Genomic DNA, 26201 nt, shown 5'->3' with positions numbered 1-26201 from the left:
AGAGGATTTATAAAAGAAATTTTTAAGAAGGAGAACTAAGATTTAGAATGGTACCAGTGGGCGGACTCGAACCGCCACTCCCGTGAAGGAATCGGATTTTGAATCCGACGTGTCTACCAATTTCACCACACTGGCACTATAAAAACAGAAGCTTTGAATCTATTCCGTTGAAGAGTGAGACGCATTATACGTACAGAATCCCACTCGTCAACTGTTTTTATTGGTTTTTTTATAAAACTTAAATTCACCCAACCTTTAGGACAGAGTTACACCTCGATATCAATCTGCGTTAAAGATATCTCTGGTATAAACCTTCTCCTCGACATCACTTAACTCGTCAACCATTCGATTTGAAACAATCACATCAGACTTTGCTTTAAATTCTTCAAGGTCTCGGATTACTTTCGAACGGAAGAACTCAGACTCCTTAAGCACTGGCTCATACACAACGACCTCAACACCTTTTGCCTTTATGCGCTTCATGATACCTTGTACCGCAGAAGCTCTGAAATTATCTGAGCCCGACTTCATGATCAGCCTATATATACCCACAGTATGCGGATTTCTCTTCAGGATAGATTCAGCAATAAAGTCCTTTCTTGTTCTATTAGCATCCACAATTGCCCCGATAATCTCATTTGGCACATTGTTATAATTAGCACGTAACTGCTTAGTATCCTTAGGCAAGCAATAACCACCATATCCAAACGACGGATTATTATAGTGCCCTCCAATTCTCGGGTCTAAACTAACACCTTCAATGATTTGCCTAGAGTTTAAGCCGTGCATTTCAGCATATGTATCCAACTCATTAAAGTAAGAGACCCTTAAGGCAAGATAAGTATTAGAAAACAATTTAACAGCTTCTGCTTCTGTTGAATCTACAAACAACATAGGTACATTTTTTTTCAACGCCCCTTCCTGTAAGAGCCCTGCAAAAATCTTAGCTCGCTCACTCTGCTCACCAACAATTATTCTTGAAGGATGCAAATTATCATAAAGCGCCTGACCTTCACGTAAAAACTCAGGAGAAAAAAGAATATTATCAACACCAAACTTTTCTTTTACAGAAGCGGTATAACCAACAGGAACCGTAGATTTAATCACCATCGTCGCAGAAGGGTTGATTTCTAAAACATCCGAGATGACAGCCTCTACAGACTTGGTATTGAAGTAATTAGTATCAGGGTCATAGTCCGTTGGGGTTGCTATAATTACGAAATCTGCATCAAGATAGGCTTTTTCCTTATCCGTTGTTGCGAGTAAGTCCAACTCTTTATTCTGAAGGTAATCTTCAATTTCAGAGTCCACAATAGGAGACTTCTTACTATTTAATAAATCAACTTTCTCCGAAACCAGATCAATAGCAACTACTCGATTTTTTTGAGCCAACAAAACTGCATTCGAAAGACCAACGTAACCTATACCTGCAACCGCAATTTTCATATGTAAAACTCTATTAAAAAATATATATACTTTATAAATGATATTAAACTATCCTAAGAACTGAAGTAACATACACTTAAGATATTGTGACAACAAGCCCACAGACACAAGCTGCACATGTCTAATATTGCACCGAAGGAAAACAGCTACAATTTTTTACAAACAGATGCCCTGCTGCTACTATGTCCTTTTTATAACATTGAAATCTTCAAGGAAATGAAGTGAGCCCCTCAGTAGTTCCTTTCTTCGCATTTTTGATTACCTGCTTTTTCATAATTATATATAAACCATTTGCCGAGAAAGTCGGCCTAATCGACACCCCCAACCAACGAAAACACCATAAGGGAAAGATTCCTCTAATTGGTGGAATAAGTATTTTTTCAGCTTATTTAGTAGTGAGTTTTTTCTCTATAGAGCCTTCTCACACAAACACTATTTTTTTAATATGTTCATGTATTATGGTTGCTCTAGGCGCCTTAGACGACTTCAAAGACCTTTCATTCAAGTTCCGACTTGTCGTACAAGCGACCATAGCCTTAATTATGGTCTACGGCGCAGACGTAAAGATCGATACCCTTGGAAACTTATTTGACTCTGGAGAAGTTGAGTTGGGCAAGATCGCACCTTTCTTTACAATAGTTGCAGTTATTGGATGCATCAATGCATTCAATATGATGGATGGCATTGACGGCCTATGTAGCGGCGTCACTATTATCACTCTACTTTCTATAATTATTTATAACGATAGCATTCCTCTCACTATTGCAGTCCCAGCAGTCATCTCTTGTCTATTAGCCTATATGCTATTCAACTTACAACCATTTAGAATACGAGTTCCAAAGGTATTCATGGGAGATGCTGGCAGCATGTTTATTGGTTTCATGGTTGTCTGGCTGCTCGCTGAAACCACACAAGGAAGCTCCAATACACCACCAGTAATGGCCATTTGGATAATAGCAATACCACTAATGGACATGGGGGCAATTATGATACGTCGACTAAAAAAAGGGCAATCACCATTTAAGCCCGACAGAAACCATTTACATCACATAATAATGAGAGCCGGTTTTACAGCCACAGAAGCATTGGTGCTAATTTTAATACTAGCAAGTATGATTTCTCTATTAGGATATGTACTACTAAAGAACGAGATGAGTGAGTGGAATTTAATGCTGTTCTGGTTAACCCTTTTTGGAATTTATACAATAGGAATAAATCATGCTTGGGGGCTAAGCAAAGTAATTAAAAAATTTAAATAACTCATAGCGAGCCAGTAGAAAAATGATATAACTACCTTATTAGATGGAGTTTATGGCTCGTTTACTATTTCAAGACGCTGTTTAGAGAATTACCGAGCAGTGAAAGTCTGGACGACTTTGAGCTATTACTGCCTTGAAATATTGAGCTTGACCACGTCAACCTTAGCCGAAAGTTCAAAACCAGATGCGGTTTGTTGGACACTTACGGTAAAAACATCAGATTTAACTCAAAACTAATTCAACACCGCTGCCAAGTTTAAGAGTGATGCGCCAGATTAGGTCTGTGGTACTACCGGCAAGGGGACTTAAATCCAGAAAAGCCGGCTCTGCTGACACGTATTGATTGTTCAATAAACGCTGCCGCCATTTACAAAAGTAGGCGTATTGAATATTTTTTGTTTGCAAAATTGAAGACCGGACAAGTCGGGTGCAGAGAAATCGTTAATAATGGCTTGCCATTGTTCGGGTGTACGACGGATGTAGTTAGAATTGCTCATGGTGGTCTCAAATTTCACTAAAGAATGTAGACCAAAGATTAACGCGCAGGTATTTGGTTTAGAATAACGCTCCAAAATGAACGCCTTCCACGATGAAGCCGAGCTGAGTGTTCATGATAAATCAGAACGGGTGTTCACGTTGCGCCAGAATGGGTGTTCATGATCATGATGTCCGGAATATACGTGAAGTGAGGTTTAGGCGATGAAGACGGCCTGAAGTGAACACTTACAGTTTAGCAGCGTCTATCTATCTATATTAGTTCAGACTCAATCTGACACCTCTTCTTGAAAAAGAGAGGGTTACCGACTTTGATTGAAGGTGACGAAACCTGAAAATCAAAATACACAAGAGGTAACCCTCATGCTTCATACTAACGATAAAATCGTTAAACACAAAGTTGGCTTGTTAAATTTAGCTGACGAACTCGGGAACATTTCTAAAGCTTGTAAGATGATGGGCGTGTCGAGAGATACGTTTTATCGTTACAAGGAAGCGGTTTATGAAGGTGGCGTTGAATCGCTTCTTGATCAAAATCGACGAGTACCAAACCTTAAGAACCGAGTTGATCAGGTTGTTGAATCTGCGGTGATTCAATATGCGATTGATGAACCTGCTCATGGCCAAGTTCGGGTATCCAATGAACTTCGTAAGAAAGGTATCTTCGTCTCACCGAGTGGTGTGAGGTCTGTCTGGCTTCGTCACGATTTAGCTAATTTTAAACTGCGATTGAAAGCCTTGTAGGCCAAAATCGCTAAAGAAGGCTTGATACTTACGGAATCGCAAGTACAGACATTAGAACGTAAGAAACTGGATAATGAAGTTTGTGGCGAGGTTGATACAGCTCACCCAGGTTATCTGGGGTCACAAGATACATTCTATGCTGGGACGTTCAAAGGGGTTGGAAGAATCTATCAGCAAACCTACGTTGATACTTATGCGAAAGCAGCTCACTGCAAGCTGTACACGACGAAAACGCCGATTACAGCAGCGGATTTACTCAATGATCGAGTGTTGCCATTCTATACGTTAGAACAGCTTCCAATACTCCGTATTCTCACAGATCGTGGAACAGAATACTGTGGTAAAGCTGATAGCCATGACTTCCGGTTATATATCGCGGTAAACGACATTGAGCACACCAGAACGCAAGCTCGACATCCACAAACTAACGGTATCTGTGAGCGCTTTCATAAGACAATCTTGCAGGAGTTTTATCAGCCTGCGCTACGTCGGAAGATTTATGGATCAATAGATGAACTTCAAACTGACCTGGACGAATGGCGGGATTATTACAATAATGAACGAACTCATCAGGGGAAACGCTGCTGTGGCAGAACTCCGATGGAGACATTGCAAGATGGGAAACGAATCTGGCAGGAAAAGTTCATAAACTGAATCTGACCTGACAGACACCTTCTGAAAAATCGGTAACGGTCAGATCAAGTCTGAACTACTACAATCTATGTGAGCACAGGTAGAGGCTATCTACTGCACAAAGTCAGTCTCTTGAAAGCTACTTCTTTCGAAGCAACGCTTCAAGTTATCTATCCAGTGAACACTTTTTAATACATTATTTGAAGAATTACTATTTAATAGACTAAATACGGGTCTTTTAGCTGGTGTCGGGTATTGAGCTGATGCTATTGGGTTTATTGGTATTTTTTTACTTAGAAGTCCCTGTTCGTAACCCAACTCCTGTATAGCAACAGCAAAATCATACCAAGAAGCAACCCCTAGATCACTCCAATGGTAAATCATTCGCAGATCACCCTCCTTCACTAGAGCCACAATAAACTCAGCCAACCCCCTAGCATATGTGGGGCATCCAATTTGATCAACAACCACACCTAACTCTTCTTTTTCTTCCAATAGTCGAAGCATGGTCTTCACAAAATTATTACCGTACGATGAATACACCCAAGAGGTACGAATAATAGCTGAGTTTTCTGGATATATAGACCGAACTGCATTCTCACCAGCCAGTTTTGAAGCACCATATACTCCAGCCGGATCTGCGTCATCATCTGGAATGTAGGCAGTATTTGTACTGCCATTAAATACAAAATCCGTCGATACATGTATAAAACGTGTATTTAATTGCTTTGCGACCGACGCCAGATCAGCTACCGCCTTTTCATTCAACGCATACGCTGCTTTCACATCAGACTCAGCCTTATCTACAGCAGTATAAGCAGAAGCATTTACAATTACATCTGGCTTAACACGAGCGACATGCATCTGAATCGAGTCTTTAGAAAAAATATCAAAATCATCACGACCTAAAGAGATAACGTCATCATCAATATCGAGATTTATTAATTCGCTCGCTAACTGGCCACTCTTTCCAATAACTAAAATTTTCATAAATTTAATATATCTACTTAAAGATGTGGCCTAACGCCCCAATAAAATTTTGTAATTGCAAATGAAATACTAGCTGTTGCCTAAACGCTCTCGCTGGTAACTACCATCCTGAACATTTCGGCACCAATCTAAATTTTCCAAATACCACTCAATAGTCTTCTTAATACCCGACTGAAAAGTCTCTTCTGGCCTCCAACCAAGCTCTTTATTTATTTTGCTCGCATTAATTGCATAGCGTAGATCATGACCTGGCCTATCCGTCACATAAGTGATTAATTCAGCAAAGTCTGAAATACCCTTTGGCTTATCCGCCACCAACTCATTTAAGTGACTACAAATTGTTTTCACTACTTCAATGTTTTGTTTTTCGTTAAAGCCACCAACGTTATAAGTCTCACCTATTCTACCTTCAGATACAACTCTATAAAGTGCTTTGACATGATCCTCCACAAACAACCAGTCACGCACTTGCTTGCCGTCACCATATATTGGTAACGACTTTCCTTCCAATGCATTTAAGATCATTAACGGAATTAACTTTTCAGGAAAGTGATAAGGTCCATAATTATTTGAGCAGTTAGACACAACAACAGGTAGATTAAATGTTCTGTACCATGCCCTAACTAAATGATCAGATGAAGCTTTGGAGGCTGAGTAGGGAGAACTTGGCTCATAAGAAGTCTCCTCTGTGAATAAGCCTACCTCTCCCAAATCACCATACACTTCATCAGTCGAAATATGATGAAAACGAAAATTTGCTTTTTTATTCTCATCCAAAGAGCTGTAATAACCTCTAGCGGCCTCTAACAGCTCATATGTACCCACAATGTTAGTTGTAATAAACTCACCAGGCCCATCAATTGAACGATCTACATGACTTTCAGCTGCTAAATGCATAATATAGTCAGGCTGATATTTTTCGAACAGCTTAGTAACCAAAGTCCGATCACAAATATCGCCCCGTTCAAATGAATACCTTGAATCACTATCAATACTCTTTAATGATTCTTGATTACCCGCATAAGTTAATTTATCAAAATTGATTACTGTGTTACCTGTATCGTTAATCAAATAACGCACAAGAGCCGAACCAATAAAGCCAGCCCCTCCAGTAATAAAAATAGTTTTGTTCATAATTACCTAAGCATTCTGTTTATATAAAAAAAGTAGCTCTTTCAAATACCACGCCTGCTTCATCTTTCGCAGATAGCTTCGGTGACTCACCTTCTTTAATAGGCCACTTTACACCAACTTTCTGATCATTCCAAAGTAAGCTTTCCTCAAATTCTGGAGAGTAATAGTCTGTACATTTATATACAAACTCTGCAAAATCACTCGTCACATAAAAACCATGAGCAAAACCAGCTGGCACCCATAATTGACGCTTGTTTTCAGCTGAAAGATATTCACCCACCCACTTTCCAAAGGTTGGACTAGACTCTCGCATATCAACAGCAACATCAAACACTTCTCCCGAAGTAACGCGCACTAGTTTACCCTGTGCATTTTGAGTCTGATAATGTAAACCACGTAAAATCCCATGAATAGATTTACTATGGTTATCTTGGACAAACTTGACCGGTGCAACAGATTCATAAAACCAATCATCTCTAAACGTCTCCATAAAGAAACCACGCACATCACCAAAAACCTCTGGCTCCAATACTTTTACATCCGTAATATCAGTATCTATAATCTTCATTAATAAACTTTCTCATCTATTAATTTTAACAAATATTTACCATAACCACTTTTAATCAATGGTTTTGCTATTGCCTTTAAGCTCTTATCAGAAATCCAACCATTCCGATATGCAATTTCCTCTGGACAGTTAATCTTCAACCCTTGACGTTTTTCAACAGTAGAAATAAATTGCGCTGCAGCCAATAAGTCATCATGAGTACCAGTATCTAACCAAGCAGTACCTCGCCCCATAATCTCAACGTTAAGCTCGCCAGCTTTTAAATACGCATCAATAATATCAGTAATTTCTAGTTCACCACGAGCTGAAGGCTTAACGCCTCTGGCAATATCAACAACTTTATCATCAAAGAAATATAAACCCGGTACGGCATAATTAGATTTTGGTATCTCAGGCTTCTCTTCAATTGAAATAGCTTTATTATTTACATCAAACTCAACCACACCATATGCTGTTGGATTAGCAACATGATACCCAAATATAGTACCACCATACGAACGGTTAGCAGCTCTCTGAAGCAATTTCATTAGGTCGTGTCCATAAAATAAGTTATCACCTAATACTAGAGCAGCTCCACTACCATGAAGAAAGTCTTCAGCTAATATAAAACTTTGAGCTAATCCGTCTGGTGAAGGCTGCTTAATATACGATAAATCAATACCAAACTTTGAACCATCCCCCAACAAAGATTTAAAGCGAGGCAGCTCTTCCGGTGTTGAAATAATTAAGATTTCCTGAATCCCTGCCTGCATTAACGTCGCTAACGGATAATAAATCATCGGCTTATCATAAACAGGCATTAATTGCTTACTAACAACCTGAGTTAGTGGATACAAACGACTACCTGTACCCCCTGCTAATATAATTCCTTTCACAAAAACTTACCTCAACAAGAACGTAACACCAATAACAGCAAAAAAAGAAAGCACTAGGGCTTCCGCTTTCTAAACATCATTTCATATCCTGAAAGCTGTCCTTCCCAACTATACAAAGTTCTCACAAGCTTAAAAGCTTCTCTTCTGTACTTTAAAAATGCCTCTTCCTCACTTAAAAGACTTTCAATCGCATTTACGAAATCTTGACTGGTATTAGCACCTAAATAATGAACCCCTTCAGTGGCTTCTATTCCCTCTATTCCACTTTTAGTGGTTACAACGGGACAACCAAGTGCAAAATAGTTAAGAACCTTATTTTGCACTCCTGCCCCAAAAGTCATAGGACACAACCCAATATAACGGTTTATAGATATCTCTTTAAAATCATCTACTATACCAGTCCAAACCACCTTATCATGCTCACCTAAACTCTGCCTAAAGGACTGAGGGTATTTGCCTACCAACAAAACCTCACTCACAAGTCCAGGTTTTATTTTTGGCAATATTGAGTATAATATTTCCTTCACCATAGACTGATTTTGAGCTGAAAACATATTCCCAATAAATAATAAATTAACTTTATCAGTAAGCTCTTCCTCACTCAACTCACCATATGGAAACATTTCAAAATCGACACCATTGCCATAAATAAAAGTACGACTATATACAGATTTAGTCGTAGAATGGTCACAAATAAACTGCCTATCAACTTGAGAAATAAATGAAGAATTACATCCTCGCGTTAAAGCATTAATTTCTGCTTTTAACAGCTTAGGCCCTTCCCACTTAAAGACAATATTTTTGAGTGACGAGAAAGAGTCTTTCCATGAAATTCTCAAATAATTCATAGAAATTGCATCCGTCAACTCGTAAACAACACCTTCCTTTTTAGAAACATCAACTAAATCTACTGTTCTAATTAAGTGCATCAATACATAATCTGATGCATCAACTTCAGCCTGAGCTGCCTTTTTAAATTTCTTTGAGTGGTAAAAATTAGTTTGAAATGATCTCCCCATTAGAAGTGATAAAATACCTCTATACATACAGCCAATTATAGATATAGGAGCGTGTACCAATTTAACCCCTACAAGTGGAAAATCTTCTGTATCAATAGCCCCACTGTGATAACCGTATACAACAGTCACATCAAAAAATTGCTCCAAATATTCTATAATTTTATATATTCTTAAGGAGTCTCCACCAGTAATTGGCCAAATTGGCCTACAAGTAATAACAGTTAACTTTTTTTTATCAATAACTTTTTCTTCAATCATGGTCATTTACAATCTTATATTTCAGATATTGATTTAATCGTGAAAAAATCTTTATAGCTCGTAAATAAAAGAGATCTAATATATCCATTAGCAGAAATAACCGAGACATATCTTTTAATTTAATACCGATATCCGATAGCCTCGATTGTATCAACAGCTCTTGACTGATAGCGTATCTTTTCCGTAAAAATGTCGATTCAGAAATATTTTTATAAGGAGATGCACCATCCCAACCAGCGAAAAGACTTTTAGGGTAAAGCCAACCTATGATCGCTGACTGAATTTCTTGACTAATATCACCATTAAAATCAAAATCAAAAAATTTCGTACAGGGAAGCTTAACCTCGATCTCCTGATCATAGTCAATTCTAAACAACCATGTTGTGAAGTACCTGATTATATTACCTTCAGAACATTTAAAATTACGCTCAATTCCTAATACAGTTTTTTTCTCATAAGGCTTGAGAATTAGAATCAAAAACATAACCCAGAAAGATAAGAAAAAGTGCTTTTTAAGCGCAGTGTCATTTAAAAATAAAACTGAATACACTGGTAAATTTAAAGCTTTCAATTGGCTCAGCCCAGACTCATAACCTCCAAATTCAAATGACCTATTATTTTCTTCGATCCGATTATCAATTGAAACATAACGATTCTTAAATAAAAACCGACCAAGACTATTAAATGCCTTTACCCTTATCGACGAACCATAGTAAACAAATACAACACTTTTCAAAACATCACCTATAGAATAAACGAAGCTTTCCATATGGCAAACAAGCTACATAAAACATAAAAAACCAGATCCATGAAAATGTTAAAGGCTGTAAAGAAAATATCAACACAACTATTATAAGCGAATGAAGCAATTTAAACTCAAAAGCCCTTTGCACTAATTTAGCAAACAGAAAAACAATAACTGGAGTAAAGAATACACCATAAGCTAACCAAAGCTTCAACAATCCATTTGAAATCCCTCTGCCCTGTAAAACCATACTTTGTCCATTAACATCAACTACAAAATCAAAGTAAACTGGACTAACATTCCCTCCAATAAACAAATAATAAGGAAGCTCATTAAACACGTAAATTATGTCGTAAAATCGCAATAGCGTTGAAGCCCCATAATTGACATAATCAGTATATAAAACAATATAGAAAGTGAAAACACAAAGTAAAACTAAGACAAAAGGCCTTACCAAGTATTTAGTAATGAATAATAAAACCCCACCTAAAGAAAGACTTGATACCACCCCAAACAATGGAATAAAGTAAAATTTGTAGCCATTCTTGCGCATTAGCCAATATATACCAAGGCAAAACAATGCAAATATTCCGGCCTCGGAAAACACACCCTGTGCCCTATAAAAGGGTAAAAAACCACTCCCTGCCTGGGACGGAAATATAGGAATTGTAAATATTTCAACAGATCTAATATTCAATGGATCAAAGAACTGTAGAAAAAAACCAAGTAATGACACAACTAAAAGAATACAAATAATAATTGAGTTTAGACGCAGACTACTTCCCAACACCACACTAAAAATAGGCATCAAAGTAAAAGAAATAATAAACCTAGAAAGTGATACTGAACCATCAAGACCATGCAAACCTAATTTATATCCTATAAAAAAAAGCACGCAAACTATAGAAATAAAACAAGCATATAACTTTGGAATATAAAATTCTTTATACCAAATTACACAAAAAATCGAAACTATAGCAGCAATCGCTATTAAATATGCTTGGTTGATTACGTTTTTATTTACCACCAAATCTGAAAGGATAAGAAGATAAAAGACGAATAAAATAAGTAGCCTCATAACTTAATTTATTTTTCGTACGGGGCAACCTACATACACCCCTGAGCAATAAACACCAGGCCTTACTACAGAATTAGCACCTACATATACATCATCCCCTAATACTGCACCCGGTAATATTGTTGCCCCCTTACCTATGAAACATCTTTTGCCAATTCGGGTTGTGGAATGTGTTAAATCCATAAACTTAGGCGCCTTGCCAGGAGTAAGGTTATGGTCAACATCACCTATATATACCGAACTAGATATCATAGAACCGCTCCCGATAGTTAAATTTCCCATAAAAACAACATGAACCAATTGCTCGATTGAAACATCATCCTCAATAACCAAAAGGGGTTCAATATTTGAAGTAATGGACTCCAATCTCCCTAAGGCACCTATGGAAACTCGCTCGCCAAGTATGATATTATTCCCGGAAAACTGAATTGGCCTAATCACATAGCTTTTACTTCCGCACTTTTTAGCTCTCAACTTAGTGACCAGAGCCCAATATAATCTACTAATAAAGTTAATGACTTTGTACATATTCACAAAATTTAGACAATGTATGAGCAAGAGGCGTTGGTTTATATTCAGGAACTAATAAATTTAACTCTAATATACTAGCAACCCCTCTTCGACAGTCCCCTTCTCTAAATTGTTTAGTTGTTTTTACATCTCCTTTCCCTACTTCTTTCTTCAATAAGTTAGCTATTTCTAGCAACTGAGTTTCTTTACCGACACCAATATCTAAAATAGGTAAACTATTTTTATTTCGACTTAATCGTTCCAAAATAAAAGCTACATCATCCACATCTATAAAATCGCGAGTAATTTTACCATCTTCAAACACAGAAACATTACCTCCACTTGATAACGTTTTATGAAACCAACACAGAAGCCCTGTATAAGGATTAAACATCGACTGTCCAACACCAATAACATTCTGCAACCTAACTATGATGCAATTCACAAATTTGTTTCTAACTACAGACTGAAAAACGTTTTCTTGGTAGAGTTTTGAAGTACCGTAAAAAGATATAGGCAAGGTAGGCATAGAATAGGAGTGCGGTACAAAAACATTATTTGGATCACCTTCCCAATTATATTCAAAAACACCTTTTTGCAAGTTATCTAAAGTTCGATTTTCGGACAAAGTTACCTGTCCACTTTTATCCCTAAAGCATCCATTTCCATATACAGCTCGACTAGACGTCAGAATAAATTGCAATGGAAAGTTGATTTCATTAAGGAAATTCGCCAACCTAGTATGCTTAGAAACGTTTTCATTCAAATAGTAATCCAAGCGTTCATTAGAATCAGCTGTACCAGTCTGAGAAACCAAGTTATAAATAATATCTGGTTTATTTTTAGATATTAAGTTTAATACATTTTGACTCACAAAATCATCGACAATAACATTAATCCCTGACAGCTCATCATAATCTGCTAAATTTTTTTCGTTATGAATCAACTTATCAAATATATCGACTACTACAACTTCGTCACCCAAACTACGATGATGCACAGCTAGTCGCCTGCCAATAAAGCCAGCTCCACCAAGCACGTATACTTTATTCATTTATATTTCCTTAATGAACTTATTTAATAAATAGCTTCTTTTATTTGGTAAATTTCTAGCGTTTTTGATTTTCCTGAGCTTGATTGTTTTAATTCTTTCAGTGACTGGTTTTATACAATCCAAGCCTTTAATAAATATAATCGATAGAAACAGAATATTCAGAACTTTAGAAATAATATTTTGTTGACCGGAGTATCTTCTATACAACAAGAACAAATTTGAGATTCTCAAAACCTTCACAAAATCACTTTCTTTAGCAGTAGACCCACCGCGAACATGTCTGCCAAGTGCTTCTTTACAAAAATGCGCTTTAGAATTTATAAACCTTAACCGTCTGGATAAATCATAATCTTCATAATATGCGAATAAATCTTGGTCGTAAAACTCACCATCTGATAAAGCAATTTGATCTAGGCTAGTTCGCCTGTATAAAGCTGCAGCACAACATGTTCCGTCTACTAACTGACTCTGCAGTTCTTGACTAGTAATATCTTTACCATAGGCTCGATCTATTCCAACAACCTCTGAAAAGAACTCAACACCAGCCGAATCAATGACTTGATCATTTGATTCAGATACCAATAACCCCTGACATTCTGAGATATTGGAATCACTCTCCATCTGTTCAACTAGTTTTTCTATATAATTCTGTGATAAATAAACGTCAGCATTCAGGACGAGTGTATAGTAAGTTCCACAAGCAACTATACCAAGATTATTAGCTTTAGCTGCTCCCAAATTAGTACCAGTACAAAGAACCTCTACTTGCCCCTCATATATCTTATTTATTCTTTCAGCAACCCCATCTGAAGGTGTATTATCTATAACGACCACCTTAGTATTAACAGTTTGTTTAAATACATGCTCTAAGCAATTGAAAATATAGTCTGCACTGTTATAGTTGATAATCACCACACCAACTTTATCTTTATTATACACTTACTATCTCCTGATAATCTCTCATGGCAGTTTTACGATGAGATATTTCGACTAATATCAAATCAGGAAAGTTACGCCTTATTTGATTAAGGACTTCATGCTCTTGCTCGATTGAAATAGCCCCTAGAGTCTCATCAAGTACAAGGATATCCGGATAAAGCATTAACTCCTTTATAATACAGATCCGTCTCCATTGACCACCTGATAATTGAGGGTTCTTTTGATTCACAAGTGTTTCAAAGTCCCTTGTTAACTCTTCCAACCCAAACAGCTCCATAAGCGTTTGAAGCTGAGTCATTTTGGACTCTGTATCTTCCTGCATGTTAAATCCATTATAAATACTGCCACCGGAAAATCTTGGCTCCTGTTGTACATAACCGCATCTTAGTCCGAAATCAGTTAACATATTTTCAGAAGACCATATAGGATTATCTCCGAACAGCATGGCATTAACTAGAGTACTCTTTCCACTCCCAGAAGGTCCGATTACTTTAAACCACTGTCCCCTTCTAAAGATGATTTTCTTTGTTTCTTTTTCATCTGATTTAGTAAGGCTTATAGGCAAATCAGAGTTAAATTCAAATTCAAGCTTATTAGTTAAAGATTCATTTTTACTAAATTTATATCTCTTCAACTCATGGATAAAATCACTAAAAGTCAAGTATTGCGGCCATGAAGATAATAATTTTGCGAAATTAAAATGAATGGCATTTAGATAGGGAAAAGCTCTTAACACCCCTAAACCAACCATGGCTAGCGTAGCAGCTGCTTCTGTGGCATCTGTTCCTTCAATCGAAACAAATACAGATACTAAAATTCCTAAAAAGATAAATAGCTCAATAAGATATTTTGGCAATAGGTTATAGAAGTTAATAGAAGTGACACTATTAAAATAATTTGCGTCATTTTCAAGTGCCTTTTCCAAAGTTTTTTTATGCACCGGAGCATAGCTTTTCTGAAGGCAGCGCTGAGCTGAAGTTTTTACTAAATCCAACAAACCATCAACTCTATCCTGAATGCTTTCATCCAAGGGTTCAGACATGATCTTAACTTTTCTATTAATCGGTTTGTATACAAAAACTATTGAAAGCCCCCCTGCAATTAATGCAATTCCAACTATAATCACATTTGCTGCGGAAATCATAACAATAAGGCCAGTAGCAACCATTACTGAAACAAGTAAATTAGCTACAGGTATTATGACGGAAAAAGTTATGGACTGAATTCTTTGCAATTGGGATATAGAAGAATCTTCTCCTAAATCTCGCCAAAAATAAGGAGAGACTTCAGAGACTGAGTTATAAAGCTCTTTCGATAGCCTTAAAGCCTCAAAAGCAGCACCTGAAGTAGTCATTCGTAAGACAAATACCCTAAGAAAAGTAAGTAATACATAACTTACCAATAGAATTATTCCAGAAGCTAATACAATATTAACATCATTCAAATAGAGTGTTTCCAAAAGTACCGCCATAAACTCGTTACCATCATCACTATTTTGCAAGAGGTTAAAAAAGCTAACTAAGGAATAAACAGTGAAGACCTCAGCAAGACTGAGTATTAACCCAAAACAGCACAAAAGAATTATATAGCGACTTGAAACTAGGTCAGTTTTAATAAGTGTAGTAATTACATTCTTAATCATTCGCTTTGCCCACAATTTTGCTTAATTGCTTATCACAAAACGGAACACCAGTTAATATTGAATCAACAAAACTATAAATATTATCCTCGTTTGACAATTTACCGCCTAACTTAGGCCAAGCTCGCCAATTTGAAAGGCCATATAGTGTATCAACCCAATTACACTTTTGCCCAAGGACATAAAGTAAGCTTGCTTCCGCAACAGACTGTTTATCGACAGTTTTTTTGACTTTTATATTATTAAGTAAAAAATCCAATTTCGTAAAGTACTCTTCTTTGGAAGAAATATAATGCCCGGTCATGACATTATGGTAGCTATTCGCAGCAGACAAGACTGGAATATTTTGAATCAGTGATTCTAGGCCAATTGTGCTGTTGCCATATACCACTAGACTAGTCTTTTTTAAAAGATCATATGAGCTTATATCATCATCAGCTTTAACAAAGACAACCTTATTTGAATTGATATATTCACTTAAAAGTTTTTCTATATTATCCGAAGATTTTTGCCAAGAATATCTTTCTGCAGGGTGCTGCCTAACTACAATTTTGGCAACATTATGATTTTCAACAACGTATTTAATACTAGACAAAAGCCAATCGCTACTACTACTAAATATCTTGTGAGTGCCTAATGCTGAAGCATCCCAAGAGCTGTTTAAAGGGAAAAGAATATCTATTTCATCACCCTCGTATTTGTGCTTTGAGTTTTGATAACAAAACCTGTCATTTCCATTAAAACGACTTTCAATCTCGTCACTAGCAAGATCAATTAATCTTTGCTTTACACCTTCATCCTCTAATAATATTTTATACTTATTAAACACAATTGGTAAATCATGTAATTTACATGCAGCCCCATTTACTGATGTTATAATACACTTTCCTGGTGCAGAATCAAAAGTAGACACTTTAGCATGGTCAGTTAGCAATGACTTCAATATTATCCCCGTTGGCCCAGTAACCCCACCACCATAAAACACTTTATCATAAGAGTTCACATCAAAAGCTAAGCTTTTGAACTCGACGTAAAATTTAGAAATCTGATCTGCCACCTCATCAATATCTTTTATATTGACATTCTGTTCACCTCGTTTAAGCCAAATGGCAGTATTTTTAGCGACATCATTTATATTATTGAGCTGTCCAGAATTAATCTCAACAGAATCTAGTTTCTTATAATTTGCAATATTCAATTTCAATATTCGCAAGCATATCCTTATAAAAAAAAACTCCACTCTACTATTGATTTTACTATCTGGATAGCCATACTTACTTAAAAATACCTCTACTCTCCCCCCTTTTGCTTGCAATAACTTAGCAATAATCATTGTAAAATATGGTACAGGAGAAAGGCGCCAAGGCGTAATAATAACCAAGATTTTTTTATCGCCATCATTTATTTGATTAAATCTCGAAGAAACTCGTAGTGTATTTATGCACATAAAAACACTACGCAGCACTGAAAGTAACAATTGTTTTATCATCTCGGCCCTACAAATTCTGTCTCTAACTCAATTCCATCTAATATTGTGGACAAACCCTTTAATTTTCCACTTTTCAATTCGTTGTCAGAGGGAATATCTAGCATTCTTCTAAAGTAAAAATAGTTTGCATACTTAAGAGCCTTTTCATATCTCGTAGATATTTCTTCATCACTTAAAATAGTATTAAGTGCTTCCCTATACTCTTGCGGAGTTGACACATCTGTACCATAGCCTTTGTTTCTTGAAAAACTCTCACCGACAACAATCAAATATTTTTTAAGCAATGCTATTTCTAAACCCATTTTTGTACCGTAGATTACGTTAACGTCAGATAATTGGGCTAGCGTATAACTATCTATATCACTAAACGGGGTTACAATTTTAAAGTTATCGGGATACTTCCCTTTTAATTCCCGATCCAATTCATCCTTTATAGGCTGTAAAGATGGATTTGCAGTCTTAACCTCTGCCGGATGAATCCGAACAATAAATAGAGTTTCAGGTGAGTTGCGAGCTATTTCTGCAGTATCAATTACCCATTCTACAACGCCATTATATGCATTTGATTCATACAGAATCTGCCCATCCCAAAGAACATTGGTATATAAAGTAACAATTTTATCAAACTTCTCAAATGAACAACTAAGCTCTTTTTCGATCTGCTGTAAATTGCTATTTGGATTTGGGTGATAAGATACATAGTCTACTGCATTACCATTATTTCTTTTTTGTGTTGCATAATTAATGACACGACTACGCTCCTCTTCTGTTAGTTGAATACCTTCCCATGAGGAATTAGATTCATTAACTAATGATTTGTGATATGTCTCTTGATGTGAACCAATTAGAGTATTTTTCCTAATTCCTCCACCTCCTAAAACAATAACAGGTATACCCAACTTGGTAGCAACTTTCGTTGGTATACCGTGAGTTAAATAAATACCATGAATAAGCACAACTCTATCTGGTTTGTTATCCGTGAATTCTTGATAATAAATATCTACAAGTTTCATAGCTGATTTAAGCATTTCTAAAAAAAGAGCTACGTTTCCTAATCTATGACTAACATCTCCCATAAAGGATGCACGCAAGGTTGAAGCAAAAGCTTCTTCTCCTACAGCAACCTCCCTATATTTAAATTCCCTTAATTCAGAAAATGAGCTCATACTTAGAAGCTCTGTTACTTCTTTAACAGCTCTCATGTGCTCGTTTGAGAGAACATATACCCCATTAAGACTACGCTGTTCTATACCTAACTTTTCGTAAGCTCTTTCTACATTACGGACACACTTTTGACCAAAGTCAGATCTAGCATTCAGAGTAACACCCCGTCGAAACTTAAAAGGCACATCTGAACTATTCTCGCCGCAGTCAGCATTAAATTCACAGCAACCTATCGCTTTACCACATATTAAAGAAGTAACCGAGTGACCTCTAGCAATTAGTGTCTTAATGAGTACAGGCTCTAGCTTCAGATAGTGCGTTCCCAAGCCATATCCAGTAACAAAGTTAATTTTAAGATTTTTCTCTGCTCTCTCCAGTTTGAATAACAAACCCTCCATGGAAGAATCTAGAACTGGAAGGGCTTGATTATTCTTTATTTTCTTTAACCAAAAAAACATCTCACTAAAAAAGGGGAGTAATAGCTTATATTTTTGATTCTTCAGTAATAAGAGTTTTAGCCTTTTAGTCATTATTTTTCTCTTGATTTATCTTAAAAATATACTCTGCCATATTAAAATCCAACTCAGTATCAATATCTATTGTACAATCTGCAGTACTTTTAAATGCTATGGCTTTACTCGTCAAAATTGAATCGGTGTTTAAACAAGAAAAGTGACTCAAAGGAGTAATATATATCTCTCCACTTAACTTGTACAACTTAGTACCATCCTGAGAGCGAACATTACTTTTAGAAATATCGATAGAGTTATCTTTGTCTAGTTGATATAAAAATTCTTGAGGCTCAGATAGCTCAGCAACAGACACCACTGATTGTAGACAACCATTATTTTCAAAAACATCTACCGCTGACATTAAATCATATAATTTTCTAAAAGGGCTAGTTGGTTGAAGATAAACAATCGCAGTGCCATTTTCTGATAAAATATCTTTACCTAATAAATGAAATACTACCTGGGCAGCAGAGCTTGTATCTCCTGCTGACTTTTCATCCCTCTCAACAAAAGATACGTTGGTATACTTGGTATCTTGTTCTAGAGACAACACTTCTTCGTCATCTGAAGATACAATAATACGATCGAATAGTTTCGACTCCATTGCAAATTCGATTGCAATTTCTACCAAGGAAGTATCTAAAAACGGTCTGATATTTTTTTTCTTGACTCTTTTACTTCCAGCTCTAGCTGGTATAACTGCAACATAACTAGGCTTCAATTCCCTGCCCCTATAAATGAACATATTTTATCAGAAATTTTTTTACCTGCATCTCCAGAGCCATAAGTATCTGAAGGTGTAACTGTTTTATTAATAACACTAGATAAATCAAATTCAGAAAACTCTTCTACACTGAGTTTTGCAACCACATTTTTTCCAATATCACGGTTACTTTGACGATCACCAACTAATATCGATTTCTTGCCAATAACCGATGCCTCCCGAATAAATGAAGAAGAATTACCAATGAGTATCTCTGCATTTTCTAAAACACAAATATAATCTTCTGCAGAAAAGTTTTTATAAAAGGATATATTTAACTCTGCATTCCGTTCTCGCATTTTTCTTACTTCTTTAGCAACACTATCAGAACCAGCATCAATATTTGGCCAAAGCACTACTATATGAGTGTCTTTTGATAAACGTTCAATCTTATTAAAAAACTTTTGAGCTATTTGCTCTACTTCATCGTAATTTTCTGTCTCAGGATGAAATACAACTAAGTAATAGGTTGAATCCCTCTTTTTAAGGTTACCAACAAAGCCATTAGAATTTAAAATTCGGTTAATATCTTTTTTTTCTCTTCGATATACTAAATCCATAGCAGGACAGCCATAGTTATCAATGAAACCACGAACAAAATAAGAAGACTGAAGTCTCTCGTATGCCATTTGAGTACAAGGGAAATGCAATTCAGATAAAGAGGATACAGAATTCCTAACCAAGTCATCTATATTTCCAGATACTTCACCGCCCTGAATATGGATAACGGGGACGTTTTGATATCGAGCAGCAATCGCTCCTGCAATCACCTCATATCTATCAGCGATAACAATTAAACACTTAATTTTAACGGTATCAATTAGCGGGGCAAGTTGACTTACTAACAGTCCAGTACTGACAGTTTGTGTCAATAACGTCTCTCCCTCAACATTATTGTATACTCGGTGTGTTATCACCTCTGAGTGTTCCTGTTCAAAATCCTTAACAGGCATACCAAATTTTTGTAATAAAAAACTGCTACAACAAAAAGCATGAAGCTCTATGTCAGTATTAAGAGCAAGATGTTCAATCACTGTTTTAGATCGAGCCCAATTTGCTCGATTAGCCATCAATATACCAACTTTATTATTATTCAAACTCACACCCCTTAACCACATGACCCACTTTCAAATTAGCACTGACTGTTTTTCCGATAAGAAGCATTACCTCGCTAGGTGATAGACCTTCACCACCAGGTTTAAATGTTTCCAGATCCTTTAATCTTAGTTTTGATCCACTGACCAAATCATTTCTAAGACGGACACTTCGGGTAAATACTTTTTTAGTATTATTTACACTTTCTAATATATTATCGGGTGTTTTCATTCTCGTTTCATAGAATGAATCGATACCTTGGGTTAGCAAGTCAATTTCTCTAATTTCTAGCGAAGATGCTGCATCAGGCGCAAACTGCCTTCTGTCCCAACAAACATGAAATTCTCCGATTTGAGCACCATAAGCAGCTGAAAATAACAATGGCCAAATACTACCTGAATGATCAGATAAACCAACTGAATGTACATTAAAGTTCTTAAGAACCTGTATTTGCCCTAAATCAACCGCATTTAGTGGAGTTGGATAAGCAGTTGTACAGTGTAGAAGAGAGATTTTATCTAAAGGTAAAGCCAGACACTCTATTGCCTGCTCTATTGCTACCATATCCCGAAAACCATTTGAAATAATTACGGGCTTCTTAGTTTCGGAAATATATTTAAGTAAAATTGGATTACCAGCATCTGCAGAACCAATTTTATAACGATCAACTCCTATAGATTCTAGCTGATCGACAGCTTCAAGACAAAACGGGGTACATAAAAATTTTTTTCCACGACTTTCAATTTCAATCTTTACATCCCTAAGGAATTCAATTGGAAGCTCCATTCGTTTCCAATAGCTCTGCCTAGTAGAATCTTGCCGACTAAAACTAACTCTAAACTTTTCTTTATCGCTGCTTTCTGAATCTGCTAGATGGTGTTGAAATTTAATAGTAGAAACATTAGTCTTTAATAATGCCTCAACCATTTTCTCTGCCTCCCCATGAGAGCCATCATGGATTTGACCTAACTCGGCAATTAACTCCACTACTCTTCGCTCCAAATTTTAATCGCTTCGTCAAGATCAATTGGCTCATCAATATTTGCAAACTGACCATTTAATATCAAACTTTTGGTAGGACTAGGTTGTAAGTTCTCGCATTGCATAACCGCTTCTAAGTTAAAAGCATATAGCTCACCAGAACGTATGTACGATGAAGTTAGAGACTGACGATTTATATTAGAAGTTTGACCAATAAATATAGCATCACCTGTACTATCTATAAAATACTGCTTGTTATAATGGTATTTATTAGGAACAGGCACCAATGATACAACACTATTATAATCCCCTGTTTTCATTATTTTTCTCGCTTCTGCTATATTGGGTCTTAAGCTAAAATGAGATGGTTCAATTAAAAAACATGAAGTACCCTTCGGATCAACTTTTCCAATATCAACCAGCTTAGACATTTCGTATATAACAACATCCTTGATGTGTGCCTCACCACTAGATAACTCTTCAGGCCTTAAGCCAAAATCTTTCAACCCTAGTCTCAAAGCTATCTCCATGTAGCACTGACTATCAGTTGAAACAATAATTTTCTCACGATCAAAATACTTCAATGTAGTTTCTATTGCATGTTGCAATAAAGGCTTACCACCAATATTTGCAATATTCTTATCTTTTACACCCTTGCTACCAGATCGAGCAGGAATAATCACCCATTCATCTTTCATAAATAGCCCAATACCCTGTACTTAAACTCGCATGAGGCCTTCTTAGTGAGCGATATTCTTCATTCTTACAGTGGTCGACTAACATATCATCTAATTGATAGAGGCTTTTTTTGACATCACCAAGTTCAGGTTCACTACTTAAAAGCTTATCAGCTTGAAAAATCATGTATCGAATAGCATCAAAAACATTTCCAGCCTCCTGATATTGAGTTTCAGAAAAACCCATAGATTGCATCATCCTTTTCAAAGACCAACGGGTTTGCCTAGCATAGTCATCGGGAGCTTGATGCTCCTCCCTAATATACGAGTCAAATACTGCTATTTTATTAATCGCATTAGAGTATTGAATAATTTCCGTCAAAGTTTTTTCAAAATCTGAACAATGATGTAACACGTTTGGGACTAATAATAGATCAGACTCAATAATTTGGCCTTCAAATTTAGGTTCATCACTTTCAATTACTACAGAGCTTTCAGACCTTACCATATACCGACAATAGTCATCCACCCAAGACTTCTGAAAACCAGATCTTTCATTTGCTGTTTCTGGGCGATAATCTATCACCTCTACAGTTTTTGAAAAGAGAGGTGAAAAAATACTATAACCATTATATATATAAGATCGTTCCAGTAACGCGATACTCGGATAATCCTTTAAATTTTCAATTAAATCAAACAACAAATTAAAGCTCTGTACTCGACCAACCTTAAAAATATCTTCCTTAATAAATTTCAAATATTCTTCTCTTTTAAAACCGCTATAATCTATAGTCACTATCTTCTCTCCCATATACAGACTTAAGATCAATAAAAACAGACTCTTCTTTCAGATTGACTTTAATATCTTTTGAATCCATATCTTTAAATCGTGCATGAGGAACAGCCAAGATTATAATATCGTAAAGCGCTTCTATTTCTACAAGATAATTAAGTTTTGAGCTTGCTTCGCTTTTGAAATCCTCTTGATCTATCAAGGGATCAAAAATATCGACATCAATGCCAAGTCGATTTATCTTATCAGCTAATTCTAGAGCCTTTGAGTTTCTTACATCATTACAATCTTCTTTAAAAGCCGCCCCATAAAATAGGCACCTAGCGTTGCGAAGATCAACGTTTTTACTTAAACATAATTCAATTACCTTATTAGAGATAAAGCTTATTATCCCCTCATTTACTTCTCTAGCAGCTTCAACAACAGATAAGCCAAAGTTATGAACGTTAGCCTTATGAATCAAATAGTATGGGTCCACTCCAATACAATGCCCTCCTACCAAACCAGGCTTAAATGGAAGAAAGTTCCATTTTGATTCAGCGGCTTGTATGACAGATGTAGTGTCAATTTCTAAACGCTCAAAGAGAATAGCCATTTCATTAATAAGGGCTATATTTACATCTCGCTGTGTATTTTCAAGTGCTTTTGCCGCTTCTGCCACTTTAATTGAGCTTGCACGATATAGACCTGCATCAACCACACTTTCATATAATGCTGCGACACGATCTAAAGTGACGCTATCAGATGCACTTACAATCTTTTTGATAGTTCTCAAAGTATTATTTTTATCACTAGGATTAATCCTCTCAGGACTATATCCAACACCAAAGTCCTCATTAAGAACTAGCCCACTTTCCTTTTCTAACAAAGGTACACACACTTCTTCTGTAGCCCCTGGGTAGACAGTAGACTCGTATACAACTATATTCCCCCTCTTAAGTTTTTTACTTATAGCTAGAGATGCGCTCTCTACATAATCTAAACTAGGACGTTTATCATCGGCCACTGGAGTCGGAACACAAACTATATAAAACTCAGAATCAGGTAAATTAGTTAACGAATCACTAAAACAGATGTTTGGTAAGTACTGTTTTTGATTCTCTGACAACTCCCCTGTAGGATCCTTTCCATCATTAATGCTTTGCACTTTCGATTTATTAGCATCACAACCAAACACTTCATAACTTTTAGATAATTCAACCGCAAGCGGCAAACCAACATAACCTAGGCCAATAACACAAACTTTGCTTTTCATTTTTGAACCTTATTTCTATAAAATTCTTTACACTTAGCTAGTTCAGCGAAAAAAGTTAAAATAAACATAAATTAATACTTTATTCCAAAATGGTTATCATGAGGAATCAACTAGTAAATGCAACACCATCAGAAAGTCAAACTTTTCAATCATAATAGACTTCCCTCGATTATTTAAGGCAAGCTCCTCTAACCTAAATAAATTTCAGTCCATCATTCATTACCAATCTAAAATAACTTCCTTTGAAGCATGCTGTCTTTGCAAACCATAAACACTGAAAATTCAGATGCCACACCCTAGAGGAGTATTCACAGGAATACAAATCATCGCTTCCTAGCTCTTTTTAACTTTATTATATTGGGCAAACTACTCCCCGTTATCAACGGTAATCGTTTTAAGAACTCTTATATGAAGCCAACATTACAATCACAGCGAAAGGTACACTGCTCAATGAGGCACTTTTAGTACCACAATTCAATATAAATTTCTCACAAGCAAACTAAAAAATTCATCAACAATTAAATTTCTCTTTAGTTCCCACTAGTAAAGTATCAACAACCAGTAACTTAGCCCCTCTCTTTATACTTAAGAACTACGAAAAACTAGACTCATTCTACTATTCTCGCTCTTCTACAGGCTACTCATAGCTCATTTTTATTGCAGTTACGGTAAACTTAAAATACAAACAAAGGAATATTAGTCTATTTCAGCACAAATACTACTCTTGATATCTTAATTCAAGCCCAACCTGAGAATTTTTAAAACCACCCATTATAAGAAGATGAATTTAACCTTCTATTCTTCTAATAAGTAAATACTTTAAACCAAGCAATAAACAAACTATATTTTTTAAATTCAACTAATAGGCACCAACATACTTTCTGGCAAACACCTTAGCTAGCTCATCGCTTTAAAAGAGTAAAGTCTCTTCTCGCCCTCTTAAAATCTTCCATACGACCAATATCTAACCAATAATCATAAAAAGGATATACTCTTACCTCCCCATGATTTTCAACTGTTTGTTCCAATAAAGAAGGTAAATCTATTTTTGTTGAACTAGACACTTTAGTTAGAATTTTTTTCGATAAAACATAAATACCTGCATTGACAGTGTAAGTTTCAACTGGCTTTTCTTTAAATCCATTAAGCTTACCTTCATTGCTTGAGACAACACCGTATGGTATTTGATAATCAAATTCTCTTACACACATGGTTGCTTCGGCGCCACTTCTATTATGAAAAGAGAGTAATTTCGAAAAATCCAACTGAGTAAGAATGTCTCCATTTATTAGTATTATCGGTGATTCCTCATATGCAGATTCCGGTAATAGGCTTAACGCACCACCAGTTCCCAACGGCTGATCTTCATGTAAATAAGTAATCTCAACTCCAAATTTTTCACCATTTCCAAAATAAGAGTGTATTTTCTCGGGAAGAAAATGAGTAGAAATAAAGAACTTCCAAAACCCTTGCTGTTTAAACTGCTCGATAAGTACTCTTAACATTGGATAATCATCAGCCAGTTCCAACATAGGTTTCGGGCATTCGTTAGTAAGCGGCCGTAGCCTTGTGCCAAAACCACCAGCCATTATAAACACAGGTGAATCTATGGATTCCTTAGTGTTTAAAGTGTTATGTAATGTTTCAACACCAACAACCTTACCATTATCCAGCAACGGAATAGAAAGAATATCATTATCATTCATCAACTTCACTAGATCTTCATTCGAAGCCGTAATATCCGCTGAAATTGGTGTTTTGACCATAACCTGGACAATACTCTCATCTAGACCAACACCAGAGAGGAGACCTCTTCTTATATCTCCATCAGTAACTACACCAAGCAAACGATCGTAGGAGTCTACAACAACGACAATTCGTAAAGCCTGATTCCCAAGCACTTCCAAAGCCGCCTTAATTGAGTCACTCGGCCTCATTAACACCTGTCTCCAACCATCTATCATCTTTTACCCCAATTTTTAGAATAATACCTGCAACGTTTTTACCTATTACAGGTTTTTCTTAATAAGTGGTCATAATTCACTAGCAACGTATTGCCATTCGCCACCATTGAAGCTATATAGAT

At 36.2% G+C, this 26201-nt stretch carries 23 protein-coding genes, 1 tRNA gene and 1 pseudogene; 2 read left to right on the top strand and 23 right to left on the bottom strand.

The genetic code is table 11. From position 1 onward, the window contains the following. Positions 1-48 precede the first annotated feature (48 nt). Together ABD744_RS00965 and ABD744_RS00960 are read right to left on the bottom strand one after the other, a co-directional pair. Positions 49-135: transfer RNA gene (locus tag ABD744_RS00965), tRNA-Leu, on the bottom strand. 144 nt (positions 136-279) lie between these two features. Further along, positions 280-1446, bottom strand: a complete 1167-nt coding sequence (locus ABD744_RS00960) for a nucleotide sugar dehydrogenase (RefSeq protein WP_344794518.1) — start codon at positions 1444-1446, stop codon at positions 280-282. A gap of 221 nt (positions 1447-1667) precedes the next feature. Between ABD744_RS00960 and wecA the strand changes: the two genes are divergently transcribed. Continuing rightward, positions 1668-2705, top strand: coding sequence for a UDP-N-acetylglucosamine--undecaprenyl-phosphate N-acetylglucosaminephosphotransferase (wecA, locus tag ABD744_RS00955; protein ID WP_344794516.1), 1038 nt, complete (start codon positions 1668-1670; stop codon positions 2703-2705). A gap of 347 nt (positions 2706-3052) precedes the next feature. Here wecA and ABD744_RS00950 read toward each other — a convergent pair whose 3' ends face one another. Beyond that, complete coding sequence (locus ABD744_RS00950; RefSeq protein WP_344794514.1) at positions 3053-3202, bottom strand: hypothetical protein; 150 nt, start codon at positions 3200-3202, stop codon at positions 3053-3055. A 361-nt stretch (positions 3203-3563) separates the two neighbouring features. Between ABD744_RS00950 and ABD744_RS00945 the strand changes: the two are divergent. Beyond that, positions 3564-4598, top strand: a pseudogene (locus ABD744_RS00945) (IS481 family transposase). A gap of 90 nt (positions 4599-4688) precedes the next feature. Here ABD744_RS00945 and rfbD read toward each other — a convergent pair. The 20 genes from rfbD to ABD744_RS00845 all read right to left on the bottom strand — a co-directional run bounded on the left by rfbD (position 4689) and on the right by ABD744_RS00845 (position 26079). Continuing rightward, a complete protein-coding gene (gene rfbD / locus ABD744_RS00940; protein WP_344794512.1) occupies positions 4689-5567 on the bottom strand; it encodes a dTDP-4-dehydrorhamnose reductase in 879 nt (292 codons plus the stop codon). A gap of 69 nt (positions 5568-5636) precedes the next feature. Continuing rightward, a complete protein-coding gene (gene rfbB / locus ABD744_RS00935) occupies positions 5637-6701 on the bottom strand; it encodes a dTDP-glucose 4,6-dehydratase (RefSeq protein WP_344794510.1) in 1065 nt (354 codons plus the stop codon). A gap of 19 nt (positions 6702-6720) precedes the next feature. Beyond that, positions 6721-7269, bottom strand: coding sequence for a dTDP-4-dehydrorhamnose 3,5-epimerase (rfbC, locus tag ABD744_RS00930; protein WP_344794508.1), 549 nt, complete (start codon positions 7267-7269; stop codon positions 6721-6723). Further along, the gene (rfbA, locus tag ABD744_RS00925) at positions 7269-8144 is read right to left on the bottom strand and encodes a glucose-1-phosphate thymidylyltransferase RfbA (RefSeq protein WP_344794505.1); all 876 of its coding nucleotides are present in this window, start codon (positions 8142-8144) and stop codon (positions 7269-7271) included. Before rfbA ends, rfbC begins: the two co-directional genes overlap by 1 nt. A gap of 53 nt (positions 8145-8197) precedes the next feature. Beyond that, positions 8198-9427, bottom strand: coding sequence for a glycosyltransferase (locus tag ABD744_RS00920; RefSeq protein WP_344794503.1), 1230 nt, complete (start codon positions 9425-9427; stop codon positions 8198-8200). Beyond that, positions 9414-10157 carry a hypothetical protein gene (locus ABD744_RS00915; RefSeq protein ID WP_344794501.1) on the bottom strand — a complete coding sequence of 248 codons (744 nt, stop codon included), beginning with the start codon at positions 10155-10157 and terminating at the stop codon, positions 9414-9416. The genes ABD744_RS00920 and ABD744_RS00915 overlap by 14 nt, the downstream gene beginning before the upstream one ends. A gap of 4 nt (positions 10158-10161) precedes the next feature. Next, positions 10162-11244 (bottom strand): hypothetical protein, encoded by a 1083-nt coding sequence (locus ABD744_RS00910; protein WP_344794499.1) that lies wholly within the window; start codon positions 11242-11244, stop codon positions 10162-10164. Positions 11245-11247: 3 nt separating this feature from the next. Beyond that, positions 11248-11718, bottom strand: a complete 471-nt coding sequence (locus ABD744_RS00905) for an acyltransferase (protein ID WP_344794497.1) — start codon at positions 11716-11718, stop codon at positions 11248-11250. A gap of 37 nt (positions 11719-11755) precedes the next feature. Continuing rightward, positions 11756-12808, bottom strand: coding sequence for an NAD-dependent epimerase/dehydratase family protein (locus ABD744_RS00900; RefSeq protein WP_344794495.1), 1053 nt, complete (start codon positions 12806-12808; stop codon positions 11756-11758). After that, on the bottom strand, positions 12809-13747 hold the full coding sequence (locus ABD744_RS00895; RefSeq protein ID WP_344794493.1) for a glycosyltransferase family 2 protein: 939 nt from the start codon (positions 13745-13747) through the stop codon (positions 12809-12811). Continuing rightward, positions 13740-15389 carry an ATP-binding cassette domain-containing protein gene (locus ABD744_RS00890; RefSeq protein WP_344794491.1) on the bottom strand — a complete coding sequence of 550 codons (1650 nt, stop codon included), beginning with the start codon at positions 15387-15389 and terminating at the stop codon, positions 13740-13742. Before ABD744_RS00890 ends, ABD744_RS00895 begins: the two co-directional genes overlap by 8 nt. Beyond that, the gene (locus ABD744_RS00885) at positions 15382-16875 is read right to left on the bottom strand and encodes a capsular polysaccharide export protein, LipB/KpsS family (RefSeq protein WP_344794489.1); all 1494 of its coding nucleotides are present in this window, start codon (positions 16873-16875) and stop codon (positions 15382-15384) included. The genes ABD744_RS00890 and ABD744_RS00885 overlap by 8 nt, the downstream gene beginning before the upstream one ends. After that, a complete protein-coding gene (locus tag ABD744_RS00880) occupies positions 16872-18569 on the bottom strand; it encodes a hypothetical protein (protein ID WP_344794487.1) in 1698 nt (565 codons plus the stop codon). Before ABD744_RS00880 ends, ABD744_RS00885 begins: the two co-directional genes overlap by 4 nt. Then, positions 18562-19272 (bottom strand): acylneuraminate cytidylyltransferase family protein, encoded by a 711-nt coding sequence (locus tag ABD744_RS00875; protein WP_344794485.1) that lies wholly within the window; start codon positions 19270-19272, stop codon positions 18562-18564. The genes ABD744_RS00880 and ABD744_RS00875 overlap by 8 nt, the downstream gene beginning before the upstream one ends. Then, entirely contained in the window at positions 19269-20411 is a 1143-nt protein-coding gene (neuC, locus tag ABD744_RS00870) for a UDP-N-acetylglucosamine 2-epimerase (RefSeq protein WP_344794483.1), read from the bottom strand. Before neuC ends, ABD744_RS00875 begins: the two co-directional genes overlap by 4 nt. Beyond that, on the bottom strand, positions 20404-21396 hold the full coding sequence (locus ABD744_RS00865; protein WP_344794481.1) for an N-acetylneuraminate synthase family protein: 993 nt from the start codon (positions 21394-21396) through the stop codon (positions 20404-20406). The genes neuC and ABD744_RS00865 overlap by 8 nt, the downstream gene beginning before the upstream one ends. Then, positions 21396-22088, bottom strand: coding sequence for an acylneuraminate cytidylyltransferase family protein (locus ABD744_RS00860; RefSeq protein ID WP_344794479.1), 693 nt, complete (start codon positions 22086-22088; stop codon positions 21396-21398). Before ABD744_RS00860 ends, ABD744_RS00865 begins: the two co-directional genes overlap by 1 nt. After that, the gene (locus ABD744_RS00855) at positions 22078-22863 is read right to left on the bottom strand and encodes a hypothetical protein (protein WP_344794477.1); all 786 of its coding nucleotides are present in this window, start codon (positions 22861-22863) and stop codon (positions 22078-22080) included. The genes ABD744_RS00860 and ABD744_RS00855 overlap by 11 nt, the downstream gene beginning before the upstream one ends. After that, positions 22847-24115 carry a nucleotide sugar dehydrogenase gene (locus ABD744_RS00850; protein WP_344794475.1) on the bottom strand — a complete coding sequence of 423 codons (1269 nt, stop codon included), beginning with the start codon at positions 24113-24115 and terminating at the stop codon, positions 22847-22849. Before ABD744_RS00850 ends, ABD744_RS00855 begins: the two co-directional genes overlap by 17 nt. Positions 24116-25017: 902 nt before the next feature. Further along, positions 25018-26079, bottom strand: coding sequence for a nucleotidyltransferase family protein (locus ABD744_RS00845; RefSeq protein ID WP_344794473.1), 1062 nt, complete (start codon positions 26077-26079; stop codon positions 25018-25020). Positions 26080-26201: the final 122 nt, after the last annotated feature.

The organism is Litoribacillus peritrichatus (genome assembly GCF_039537985.1).
Taxonomy (GTDB): domain Bacteria; phylum Pseudomonadota; class Gammaproteobacteria; order Pseudomonadales; family Litoribrevibacteraceae; genus Litoribacillus; species Litoribacillus peritrichatus.
The sequence above is the reverse complement of the archived record's forward strand: the minus strand, read 5'-3'. Positions and strand labels throughout refer to the sequence as shown.